This window comes from Roseibium sp. (assembly GCF_051016195.1).
In the GTDB taxonomy this organism is placed as follows: Bacteria; Pseudomonadota; Alphaproteobacteria; order Rhizobiales; family Stappiaceae; genus Roseibium.
In genome coordinates this window covers 5,766,636-5,778,609 of the sequence record NZ_CP134616.1, presented here as the reverse complement: position 1 = coordinate 5,778,609, position 11,974 = coordinate 5,766,636, and the positions used below count along the sequence as shown (strand labels likewise).

Annotated in this window: 11 protein-coding genes; 10 read left to right on the top strand and 1 reads right to left on the bottom strand. The window is 59.6% G+C overall.

The window, feature by feature from the left end:
* The first annotated feature begins 171 nt into the window (after positions 1–171).
* The 9 genes from RDA78_RS26200 (at position 172) to RDA78_RS26160 (ending at position 9,063) form a co-directional block, all read left to right on the top strand.
* Complete coding sequence (locus tag RDA78_RS26200; RefSeq protein WP_434052690.1) at positions 172–426, top strand: PepSY domain-containing protein; 255 nt, start codon at positions 172–174, stop codon at positions 424–426.
* A gap of 78 nt (positions 427–504) precedes the next feature.
* Complete coding sequence (locus tag RDA78_RS26195; RefSeq protein ID WP_434052689.1) at positions 505–1,173, top strand: response regulator; 669 nt, start codon at positions 505–507, stop codon at positions 1,171–1,173.
* Positions 1,163–2,596 carry a sensor histidine kinase gene (locus RDA78_RS26190; RefSeq protein ID WP_434052688.1) on the top strand — a complete coding sequence of 478 codons (1,434 nt, stop codon included), beginning with the start codon at positions 1,163–1,165 and terminating at the stop codon, positions 2,594–2,596. Before RDA78_RS26195 ends, RDA78_RS26190 begins: the two co-directional genes overlap by 11 nt.
* Before the next feature lie 168 nt (positions 2,597–2,764).
* The gene (locus RDA78_RS26185; RefSeq protein WP_434052687.1) at positions 2,765–3,202 is read left to right on the top strand and encodes an RT0821/Lpp0805 family surface protein; all 438 of its coding nucleotides are present in this window, start codon (positions 2,765–2,767) and stop codon (positions 3,200–3,202) included.
* A 193-nt stretch (positions 3,203–3,395) separates the two neighbouring features.
* On the top strand, positions 3,396–4,784 hold the full coding sequence (locus RDA78_RS26180; protein ID WP_434052686.1) for a hypothetical protein: 1,389 nt from the start codon (positions 3,396–3,398) through the stop codon (positions 4,782–4,784).
* 107 nt (positions 4,785–4,891) lie between these two features.
* Positions 4,892–6,022: a c-type cytochrome biogenesis protein CcmI gene (ccmI, locus tag RDA78_RS26175; protein WP_434052685.1), complete on the top strand. Its 1,131-nt coding sequence runs from the start codon at positions 4,892–4,894 to the stop codon at positions 6,020–6,022.
* Between the two features lie 58 nt (positions 6,023–6,080).
* The gene (ccmE, locus tag RDA78_RS26170) at positions 6,081–6,530 is read left to right on the top strand and encodes a cytochrome c maturation protein CcmE (RefSeq protein ID WP_434052684.1); all 450 of its coding nucleotides are present in this window, start codon (positions 6,081–6,083) and stop codon (positions 6,528–6,530) included.
* Positions 6,531–6,566: 36 nt separating this feature from the next.
* A complete protein-coding gene (locus RDA78_RS26165; protein WP_434052683.1) occupies positions 6,567–8,555 on the top strand; it encodes a heme lyase CcmF/NrfE family subunit in 1,989 nt (662 codons plus the stop codon).
* 10 nt (positions 8,556–8,565) lie between these two features.
* Positions 8,566–9,063, top strand: coding sequence for a cytochrome c-type biogenesis protein (locus RDA78_RS26160; protein ID WP_434052682.1), 498 nt, complete (start codon positions 8,566–8,568; stop codon positions 9,061–9,063).
* Positions 9,064–9,111: 48 nt separating this feature from the next.
* On the opposite strand, the gene RDA78_RS26155 is transcribed toward RDA78_RS26160, so the two are convergent.
* Positions 9,112–10,056 carry a LysR family transcriptional regulator gene (locus RDA78_RS26155; protein WP_434052681.1) on the bottom strand — a complete coding sequence of 315 codons (945 nt, stop codon included), beginning with the start codon at positions 10,054–10,056 and terminating at the stop codon, positions 9,112–9,114.
* A 216-nt stretch (positions 10,057–10,272) separates the two neighbouring features.
* On the opposite strand from RDA78_RS26155, the gene RDA78_RS26150 reads away from it, so the two are divergent.
* A complete protein-coding gene (locus RDA78_RS26150; RefSeq protein WP_434052680.1) occupies positions 10,273–11,871 on the top strand; it encodes an ABC transporter substrate-binding protein in 1,599 nt (532 codons plus the stop codon).
* Positions 11,872–11,974: the final 103 nt, after the last annotated feature.

Here is an 11,974-nt window from a genome sequence, read left to right as displayed (position 1 = left end):
TCGTTGTGACCTGAACATCTGGAGAGATTAGCAGGTCGATTTTCCAGAGCAATCGCCTTCAGACGCCACGGACTGTCAAAAACGTTTCTAAACGCCGGGTTCAGCTTGCGTTCAGGAAAAATTGATTACACCTTGCGCATGACAGCGAAACACAAACCCGGAACAGGCACCGTGACACGGATATTTGCAATACTGCTGCTGACCCTTGCAATGGTCCAGCCTGCTTATGCAGCGTGCCTGTCCCAATCCCAGGCACGGCAGGCGGTGGCCAGCGGCAAGGCGGCATCGCTCGGATCGGTTGCCGGCAGGGCCGGTGGTGAAATCGTCAAGGCGCAGCTGTGTCAGCGGGGCGGCGGATATGTCTATGTCCTGTCTGTCCTGAAAGGCGGCAAGGTGACAAAGGTCACAGTCAATGCCAGCCGCTAGCTGATAGAGCCTCCGTCAATCCGAAACCATTTCGCCGGTTGCCCATGCAACGTTTGATCATTCAAGAAGTTGGCCAATATGCGCATTCTCGTAGTCGAAGATGATACAGACCTGAACCGTCAGCTCGTGACAGCCCTTGAAGAGGCAGGCTATGTTGTCGACAGCGCGAGCGACGGCGAAGACGGCCACTTTCTCGGCGACACGGAGCCCTATGATGCGGTGGTACTCGATCTGGGCTTGCCCACGCTCGACGGTCTATCGGTTCTTGAAAACTGGCGCCGGGACGGCCGCACAATGCCGGTGCTCATCCTGACGGCGCGGGACCGCTGGTCCGACAAGGTCGCGGGCATCGATGCGGGTGCGGACGACTATGTTGCCAAGCCTTTCCACATGGAAGAGGTGCTCGCCCGCGTGCGTGCGCTTGTGCGCCGGGCTGCTGGTCATGCATCCAACGAACTGACCTGCGGCCCCGTGAGGCTCGACCTCAGAGCGGGACGGGTTACGGTGGACGGCAGTCCGATAAAACTGACGTCTCACGAATATCGCCTGCTGTCCTATCTTCTGCACCACCAGGGCAAGGTAATTTCGAGGACCGAATTGACCGAGCATCTCTACGATCAGGATTTCGACCGCGATTCCAACACGGTCGAGGTTTTTGTCGGCAGGTTGCGCAAGAAAATCGGCTCGGACATGATCGAGACGATCCGGGGTCTCGGCTATCGCCTTGGAGCTGCTGGTGACGAATGAGACCGTTGCAGACGCCGCGGAGCCGGTAACCGCAAGACCGCAGCGGTCTCTTGCAACGCGCCTTGTATTCGTCGCAGCTCTCTGGTCCGCGATCACGCTCGCTCTTGCCGGGATCTTTCTCGTCGGCCTCTACCGGAATGCCAGCGAGCGCGCGTTTGACGTCCAGCTGGAAATTCACATCAAGGCCCTGATTGCGGAGATGCTGGACACCGGGCAGGACGACAGCGAAAGCGGACCGCCGCAGGTGCAAGCCGTGAAGGAACCTGTCTACCGCGGCGATCCGAGGTTTTCACTGCCGCTGTCCGGTTGGTACTGGACGGTGCGGCGCGCGGACAGTCCGGGTATTCTCTATGCGTCGGAATCCCTGGTCGGGGATCCCCTGAACACACCGCCCATCGGCGGCTTGGACAGCAGCGTCGGGTTCATTGCCGGGCCGACAGGCGATGAAGTGCGTGTCCTGCAACAGCGCATTTCGATCGGAGACACCGCCTATGTCATCGCGGTCGGCGCTGCGACAGCAGGTTTCTGGGCAGACGTGGCCGAATTCGCGCGCATGGTGACGCTCACGCTCTGTATCGTTGGCCTGGGTCTCATTCTGGCGATCTTCCTGCAGGTTCGATTCGGTCTCAGGCCGCTCAAGAGGCTGCGGGCATCGCTTTCGGCGGTGCGGTTGGGAGAGGCGGAGCGGATCGACGAGGCGTTGCCGACCGAAATCGCGCCTCTCGCCGTTGAACTGAATGCACTCATCATCTCCAACAAGGAGATTGTGGAGCGGGCGCGCACCCATGTCGGAAATCTGGCGCATGGCCTGAAGACGCCGCTTTCGGTGATTTCCAACGAGGCAAGGGCATCCGACGGCGCCCTGGCGGACAAGGTCGCTGAACAGTCGGCGATCATGTCGACCCAGATACAGCATCACCTGGAACGTGCGCGCATGGCGGCGCAAAGACGGGTCATCGGCGTTTCCTGCGAGACCGAACCCGTGCTCGGAAGACTGATTCGCGCCATGGGAAAGATCTACCAGGACAAGGGGGTCACGGTTTCCTTCCAGCCGGGCGGAGATGTGCGCTTCCGGGGAGAGAGCCAGGACCTGGAGGAAATGAGCGGAAATCTCATCGACAATGCCTGCAAGTGGGCATCTTCACGGGTGAACGTGAAAGTCGAGGCCGTCACAGGGCCCGACAGCAATCGTGAGATGTTCGCACTCTCTGTGGAAGACGATGGACCGGGCCTGTCTCCCGAACAGCGCGCAGAGGCGGTGAAAAGAGGACGCCGGTTGGACGAGACCGTGCCGGGAACGGGGCTTGGATTGTCAATTGTTGCAGATCTGGCAGCGCTCTATGGCGGAGAGCTAAAGCTTGATCGATCGCATTTGGGCGGCTTGAAGGCCAGCCTGATCCTTCCCGCCTTGTCGCCTGATTAATAGTTTCCAAGTTCTTGTTAAGAATCAGGTCGAAGAGCTGTGATAGGAAGTGAACGGGTGCCGCACCGAAAAGACATTCTTGTGGCCAAGTTCGGCCACAAATTGAAAATATCACTTGTGCGTCGCCGGGTTTACCCCGGACACAGCACACCCTGGGAGCTTCTGAGCATGCGACTGCGCGATTTCGCCACTGTTGCCCTTGCCGCCGCCTTGGCGGGATGCTCCATGACGTCCGGCACAACAAACACGGAAGGCCTCGGCTCCTTTTTCGGCGATCCGTCTCAAAATGTGGCGGGCTCGGAGGCCAACACTGCAATTTCGGTTCTTGTGAACAACGAGTTCGGCGATGCGCTTGACCCGTCGGACAGGCGTGCGGCGCAAGATGCGCAGAACCGCGCCTTGAGAGCACGGGGCCTGGGCGCAGCCGTGGCGTGGCAGAACGAGCGCACCGGACGCAGCGGCCAGGTTCGGCCGGGGCCGGTCTATACGGTCAACGACACCAGGTGCAGAGAGTTCACGCATGAAATGGTTCTGCGTGGCCGCACGCTTCAGGCGCGGGGCACAGCGTGCGAAACGGACCGCGGCAGCTGGCTGGTAATCGGCTAGATCTTGGCGGAAAAACCGTTGATGGCGCTGCGTTTTCTCTCAATAATTGCTTAATCCTTGTGCGGGTATCATTGACCGAATCTGGATCTTGGCGCTGAACCCTTGGATGACCCGTTCAAACGAGCTTGAAAACAAAATCAGAACGTATTTGAGCAGTCTCAGCCCGAAAGCGCTCGAGTCGCTGGTCAGAAAATTGGAAAAGTCCAAGCGCAAGCAAAGTTCCGATCCGCATCTCGATCTCATTCTGACCGCAGCGGCCGCGCTGGTTCGCGGTCCGCAGCCGACGGCGGTCGACGCACCCGGTGGAGATCTGAGGCGTGAGCGGGTGCACGAGCTGTTTTTCTCGCCGCTGAGCGATTTCCTCATCGATGAAGCGCTGCCGACCCGGCAGGAAGGACGTATCCATCGCCCAATGCTCGATCGGGTGTGGAAGTGGCTTGCGCGCGACGTGATGCCGAACGAGGTCAAGACCGTTCTCGACCAGGCAGGCAATGCGGCCGTCAGCGGGGAAAGGGTCGACGCGCTGATACAGGCACTCAGGACGCGTGCGGTCGATGCACTCGGCGAAGCGCTGGAAGCCAGCGAAGTCTCTGAGAAGAAGCGGCGCATTATCGGCGTCGAACTTGGTGGTGAACGTGGCATTGCCGAGCTCAAGGACATCCAGAAGGTGTTCGCGGCGGAACGCTGGCTGTCACCTTTCCTGAAAAGCATTCCAGATCGGATCAATGAGCATCGCCTCAAGAAGGACCACGATGTCCTGCGTCTTGTGGACAAGTGCTCGAACCGCTTTCCCGACCATGTTCCGATCATAGCCGCAGCCCTGGTCGAGCGTTCAGACACGCCGTCTGCCTTGTGCACTTTCGCGGGACGGCTTGCCGGCAACGAGGATCCGAGGACGATTGCAGGATCGCAGTTCGCTCCTTTCGTCGACATTGTGATGAGTGAAGCCGAGCGCTTGCAGATACGAGCGCTTGACGATCGCCATAACAATGACGACCCCGGCGCATTCTCCGAGGCGTTGTCGGACTACCATGCGCTTGTTCGCGGTGTTGAACGGGACATGGATCTGTCATTGACCGGCCGCTGGCATCAGCGGCTCGCGGACACCAAACGCAACATCTCAGGAGAGGTGACGCGCGAACTCAAAGGTGCGAGCGGCGCCATTCGCCGTGCCTTGCAGGTGCCCAAGTTTGACAGTGACGGTGTCCTCAAGGTGGATCAGACTGCTATAGATGATGCCGTCAGGACGCTTCGCGTTGTGACCATGGCGCGTACGGCTTCTGAAACTTTTGCCGTCAACGAAATCGGCAAGCAGACCCGCCAGGCCGTTGAGCAGACGCTGGAGATTGTGACACGGTCCTTGATCACCGATCTCGGAAAAGCTGACGGTGCCGAGATTGAGGCGCACGCATCTGCAGCCGACGTCGCGATCAAACTGTCGGAAATCTATTTCGGTGCAGACTATGCGGCGCAGTTGCAGCGCAGCCGGGAAGCCGCATTTGCAAAGGCTTCGAACAAGGAAACGGAAAGTGCGCCGGCTCCGGAGCGCAAACTGGTTTCGAGCGTTCTCGCCAGATACTGACCGCACTTTCGTTCCGGTCTTTGCCAACACGATTGTGAGTGGCGCGACGGCGGGTCACATCCGGTTCGTCTTGCATTTGCCCGTATTGCACTGTCTATAGTGCGCTCATGATATTCTGGATTTTACTCGCACTGATGACAGGGGTGGCTGCGTTGTCGGTCCTCGTTCCGTTGGCGCGGGCGGGGCGGTCGCAGGCGGCGGAAACCGGCAGCGCCGATGAGGCTGTCTACCGTGAACAGCTCGCCGCGATCGAGAGCGAGCTTGAGCGTGGCCTGATTCATCCCGAGGCTGCCGAGGCAGCGCGTACCGAAACCGCGCGGAGGCTGCTCGCAGCTCACGATAAGAACGAAAGTCAGCAGCAAGGCTCGTCTTCGGGGTTCCGGCTGAAGGCTGCACAGGTTTGCGCCCTTGCAGCCCTTCCCCTGATCTCCCTTGCAACCTACTTCGCGCTAGGCTCGCCCGACGTACCAGATCAACCGTTGATCACGCGTTTGAATGCACCGGCGGAGGAACAGTCTGTCGAGTTGCTCGTTGCGCGCGTGGAACGCCATTTGGCGGAAAACCCGCAGGACGGTGAGGGCTGGGCCGTTGTTGCTCCGGTCTATCTGTCGATGGGACAGCCGCAGGCGTCGGCGCGCGCCTACGCGAATGCGCTCCGGATTCTCGGTCCCCGGCCCGATTGGCTGACGGACATGGGTGAAGCGCTCACCATGGCCAACCAGGGCCTCGTCACGGCAGATGCCAAACGTGCGTTCGAGCAGGCGGTTTCGCTTGAACCGACCGCCGTAAAACCGAGGTTTTTTCTCGCGATTGCCCTCGGACAGGACGGTGACCGCGCCGGCGCCGTTCAGGCATGGACATCCCTGCTTGAGGGAGCCGATGAATCCGCGCCCTGGGTAGCCGCCGCGCGCCAGCAGCTGGCAAGTCTTGAAACACCGTCTGCAGCAGGCCCCTTGAGTGGCCCGACCGCCGAAGACGTCGCGGCTTCGCAGGAGATGTCCGCCGGGGACCGGCAGGCGATGATCAGCGGCATGGTCGCCGGGCTTGCGGAAAGACTGGCGGACGAGGGCGGCAGCGCGGACGAATGGAGCCGCCTCATCCGCGCCTATATGGTTCTGGGTGAACCGCAAAAGGCAAGAAACGCGCTCGCGGCCGCGGAGGCTGCGTATGCGGGAAAACCGGAAGATTTGTCACGGATCAAGGACACGGCGAGCTCGCTCGGGCTAAGCGGGTCCTGATGGATAGGATTGCCGGAGGAGTTGCCGCTCCAACAGGCGTAGAACCGGACGCAGAGAGATGACACGGAAGCAGAGAAGATTGACCTTGATCGGATCGGCAGGAGCAGTGCTCGCAGTCGCGCTCGGCTTGATCCTTTTTGCGCTCAACGACCAGATCGTTTTTTTCCAGAGCCCCACTGATATCACCAAGAAGGAAATCCCGGCCGGGCAGCGCATCCGGCTCGGCGGCCTCGTGGAGGAGGGCTCGGTGGTGCGCTCGGACAACGCCGTGGTGAGTTTTCGGGTCACCGACATGGCGAATGCGGTTGCTGTTACCTATAAAGGAATACTACCTGACCTTTTTCGTGAAGGGCAGGGCGTCGTGACGGAGGGAATTGTCGGTTCGGACGGGGTGTTCGTTGCCGATAGCGTCCTGGCGAAACATGATGAGAACTACATGCCCAAGGAAGTCGCCGAAGCGCTGAAAGACCAGGGACACTGGCAAGGCGGTGAAGGCGAAACCAACTAGCAAGCTGGGGCCTGAGGGGGAACACGGGACGCGAACATGATCGTAGAGTTGGGACACTACGCACTCGTATTGGCTTTTGCGCTGACACTGGTTCAGTGCGTGCTGCCGTTATGGGGAGCACTGTCAGGAGACGGCAGGCTGATGGCCGTCGCACCGCCGATTTCAGTCACGCTTTTCATGCTGATCCTGATCTCCTTCGTCGCGCTGACGATCGCATATCTTGCGTCTGATTTCTCAGTCCTGAACGTCGTGCAGAATTCCCACTCGGCGAAACCGCTGCTCTACAAGTTCACCGGCGTGTGGGGCAACCATGAAGGCTCGATGCTGCTCTGGGTGCTCATTCTGGTGTTCTTCGGCGCGCTTGTCGGCCTGTTCGGCGGCAATCTGCCCCAGGACCTGAAAGCCGCGACACTGGCTGTCCAGGCCTGGGTGACCGCCGGTTTCATTCTCTTTCTGCTAGCAACGTCCAACCCCTTCGCGCGCGTGTCCAATCCCCCCTTGGAAGGGGCGGATCTCAATCCGATCCTCCAGGACATCGGCCTGGCAATCCACCCACCGCTTCTTTACGTCGGTTATGTCGGGTTCTCGATCACCTTTTCCTTCGCGGTCGCAGCGCTTATCCTCGGGCGGACCGATGCGGCCTGGGCACGCTGGGTACGGCCCTGGACTCTCCTTGCCTGGTGCTTCCTGACGCTTGGCATCGCCATGGGGTCCTACTGGGCCTATTACGAACTCGGCTGGGGTGGTTGGTGGTTCTGGGACCCGGTCGAGAACGCCAGCTTCATGCCCTGGCTCGCCGGAACAGCATTGCTTCATTCGGCAATCGTGATGGAGAAACGCGAGGCGCTGAAGGTCTGGACCGTCCTTCTTGCGATTTTCACCTTCTCGCTTTCGCTGCTGGGAACATTCCTGGTGCGTTCCGGGGTTCTGACGTCTGTCCATGCGTTCGCAACCGACCCGGCGCGCGGCGTTTTCATCCTTGGCCTTCTGTGTTTCTTCATCGGCGGTTCCCTGGCACTCTACGCCTGGCGCGCGCCAATGCTCAAGCAGGGCGGGCTGTTCGCCCCCATAAGCCGTGAAGGCGGTTTGGTGCTCAACAATCTGTTCCTGACGGCGGCCTGTACCGCGGTTTTCGTCGGAACCCTCTACCCCCTGGCGCTGGACGCGGTGACCGGCGAGAAAATCTCGGTCGGTGAACCCTTCTTCAATCTGACCTTTGGCCCGCTGATGATCCCGTTGCTGATGGCGATCCCTTTTGGACCGATCCTGTCCTGGAAACGCGGTGATCTCCTGGCTGCATGCCAGCGGCTCTACGCAGCTTTCGGCCTCGCGCTCGTGTTCACGCTCTTCACCTTCTGGCTTTGGGGCATGGAAAAGGTTCTCGCCCCTCTCGGGGTCGGCCTCGCGGTCTGGGTCATGGCGGGAGCCGTTTCGGAAATCGTCACCCGCGTGAAACTTCTCGAGATCGGCCCGAAACGCGCAATGTCGCGCCTGATCGGACTGCCCGGTTCTGCCTGGGGAACCGCTGTTGCCCATTTCGGGGTCGGTGTCACGGTTCTGGGTATCGTGACAGCATCCGCCTTCCAGGAAGAGCGCATTGAAACGATGCGTCCGGGGGACACCGTTGAAGTGAACGGTTACGATGTGACCTTCGACGGGGCGGTGCCGCGGCAGGGCCCCAATTTCACCGAAGAGGTGGGTCATTTCACGATCCGCGAAGCCGGGGCGTTCGTCACTGAAATGGAACCGTCCAAGAGGGTCTATACGGCGCGGCAGATGCCGACGACCGAAGCCGGCATTCATACGATCGGGTTCTCGCAGCTCTATCTGTCTCTCGGCGAAAGCCGTGGTGACGGGGCTGTCGACGTCAGGGTCTATTTCAAGCCGCTGATCACGCTGATCTGGATTGGCTGCGTGATCATGTCGATCGGCGCGGTGTTTTCCATGGCAGATCGCCGGCTGCGCATCGGCGCTCCAAAGCCCGCCGCAAAGCGCAAGGCGGCGCAGCCCGCCCCGGCCGAATAGGGACAAGAGCATGCGCACGTTTCTCGCCGGCCTGTTGCTGCTGCTTCCCCTGTTGGGTGTCCCGGCACTTGCTGTTGCCCCGGACGAGGTGCTGGACGACCCGGTTCTTGAAGAGCGCGCCAGAGCTCTTTCGACGGAGCTTCGCTGCATGGTGTGCCAGAACCAGTCGATCGATGACAGCGACGCGCCGCTCGCCAAGGATTTGCGCGTCCTCGTGCGTGAACGCCTCGTCGCTGGGGATACTGACACCCAGGTGATCGATTACCTCGTCTCCCGCTATGGAGAGTTTGTTCTCTTGAAACCGCGTTTTGCCTGGCACACCCTCGGGCTGTGGGCTGCAGGTCCGATTGCTCTTGTTGCCGGCATCATCGCGATTGCTCTCGCGCTCAGAAACAGATCCAGACGTGCGTCCCAGTTGGCTGCGGCAGGCTCTGCGAAGCTCTCCGAGAGCGAGGAAGAACGGCTGCGCGCGCTGCTTGCAAAAAAGGATGGCGACGGGCAGGGCTGAAGTCTGCGAATTGAGCGGATCTCCATCGGCGATAAGCCACTCCGGCGCTCAGGACGGGCTGAGCTGGAATCTTTCAAGGTGGCTTGTGCAGGGATCGGTCTTGAGATGTGCCCAGATCGTCTCGACCAGAGCGGACGTGGTTTCCCGGTTCCGGTAGACCCAGATGTCGAGATTTGTGTCATACCTGCCATTGCCTGCAAGCGCGAACTGGCCTGACTTGACGCCTTCATACGCGCTGCAGGCCGGAAGCCAGATCATTTTCTGATCCATCACGGCAAGACGCTTCATGAACTCGCAGGTTCCGCTCTGCGAGGTGCAAACGAATTCCGGGTCCTGGGCGGTCATGGTTGAAAAAAGAAGATCCTCGACCTTCGAAAAGTAACCGGTCTGACCGTAACCGATATATTCAAGTCCGCTTCTTGGCGGGTTATCCACGTCGAACGCGGGCTGCCCTTTTGCATCAAGGGCAGTACAAAGATGCATAGTGTCTTCGCCCAGTTTGATGGACTCGAAGGCCTGATGCTCAAAAAATGCCGGCACCTCTGGCTTAGAATAAAGCACCACCAGATCCATCTTCCGATCACCGAGCAATTCGATCATTTCGTAAAAGTCATAGGTGTCCAGCGACACCGAAAAGGCGCCGCAGGCGCCCTTGATCTGCTGCAGCCATTCCGGGACGAAACTGAGGGCGAGGGAAGTTGATGCCGCCAGCCGTATGTCAGGCGTTGTCCCGGAATTGCGTCTTTGAAACTCGACACGATTGAGTTCCAGTTCCCGGAGCACGTTTTGTGCTGTCGCGTGAAAGATCTGACCTTCAGGTGTCAGCGTCACGGGATAGCTGCTCCTGTCGAACAGTTCGGTGCCAAGCCAGGTTTCGAGGGCCTTGATCCTGCGGCTGAAGGCCGATTGGGTGATGTTTCTTTCATCCGCGGCCTGGGAAAAGTTGCCGCGGTTGCTCAGGACCAGAAAGTCAGCAAGCCAGTTGGTGTCCACTGCATCATTCCTTTAGGGGAGCTGCCGAATAAGTGAGCAGTATGAAAAACTATGCAAAATTTGCATAACAAGACTCTTGGTTGAATTCAACCAGCCGGTTTAAGCTTCTGGTTCAGGTGTGGGAACCGCGCTCGACCCAAGAAGCGTGACCGCACACGATCCCGCCGGGATCTTCCGGCTCCATCCCATTCGTTTTGTTCCAGAGGGGGAATGATCGTGAACATCACAACACCATTGAAAAGTCTTTCGCTTGCAGCCTTGCTTGCGACATCCGTCGCCTTTCCGGTGATTGCCGCAACTCCGGCCGACACCTTCGTGATTGCTCGAAACACCGCCGACGCCATCACGCTCGATCCTGCCGAGTGCTTCGAATTTACCGGAAGCCGGATCGTCGCCAACATCTATGAACGTCTGTTTCTGTTCGAACCGGACGACCTCACCAAGCTCGTTGGCGGCATCGCCGAATCCTACGAGTTTTCCGAAGACGGCAAGAAAATCACCGTCAAGCTCCGTCCGGGACTGACCTTCCACTCCGGAAACCCGGTGACCGCCGCCGATGTGGCCTATTCGCTGAGCCGTGCGGTCAAGCTGGACAAGACACCGGCCTTTATCATCAAGCAGATCGGCTGGACCGCCGACAATGTCGATGAAGCTGTGGTAGCCGTCGATGACAGCACCGTTGAAATCAATATCCTTGCAGACCTCTCACCTGCGCTCGTGCTGAATCTCCTGTCCTCCAGTGTCGCCTCCATCGTCGACATGAAGGAAGTGCAGAGCCACGAAGTCGACGGCGACATGGGCTATGCCTGGCTGAAGGACAACTCCGCTGGCTCCGGCCCCTACAAGCTGAACACATGGAAAGCCAACGAAGTCGTCATGCTGGAAGCCTTCGACGGTTATCGCCAGGGCAAGCCGGCCATGAACCGCGTCGTCATCCGCCACGTTGCTGAACCGTCAGCACAGCGCCTCCTTCTGGAAAAGGGTGATGTCGATGCGGCAATGGAACTGACGGCTGATCAGCTGAAGGGTCTGTCGGGAAATGCTGACGTTTCGGCGGAGAGCTATCCCAAGGGATATCTCATGTACCTGGCGAGCAACATGGACCACCCGGTCCTGTCCAAGCCCGAGGTCCGCGAAGCCCTGAAATACATGGTCGACTATGACGGCATGGTCGGCTCATTCCTCGATGGTCAGTACAAGATCCACCAGAACTTCTGGCCGTCCGGAATGTGGGCTGCCGCCACGGACACGCCCTACAGCTACAACATGGACAAGGCGAAGGCGCTGATCGCCGATGCCGGCCTTGATAGCGACACCAAGATCACCATCGATACGCTCAACAAATCGCCGTTCACCGAAGTGGCCCAGAGCGTGCAGGCCAGCTTGAAGGAACTGGGCATCGATTCTGAGATCATCCTGTCGGACGGCGCGACGCTCTGGCCGAAATACCGGGCGCGCAAACATGAACTGATTGTCGCGCGCTGGGGCCCGGACTATTCCGATCCGCATTCGAACGCCGACGCGTTTGCCCACAATCCGGATAACAATTTCGAAGCCAAGCTGACCGGCAAGCTGACATGGCGCAACGCCTGGCCGGCGGAAGGCCTGACGGAACTGACCGATCAGGCGGCAGCGGAATCCGATCCGGAGGTGCGCGAGGAAATCTATGCCAAGCTGCAGAAGATGGTGCAGGAGGACTCGCCCTTCACGATCATGTTCCAGGCGATCGGCACCTATGGGAAACGGGCCAATGTCGAAGGCTTCGTCAACGGCGTGACGTCGGACCAGGCTTTCTACAAGACCGTGACAAAATAAGCTGGATTGGCGCGCTGCACTGTTCACCTGAGCCGTGCAGCCCGCCGCATTCGGGATGAACCGCGCTTCCCCATCCATCCGATGAGGAAGCGCGGCTTCGTGT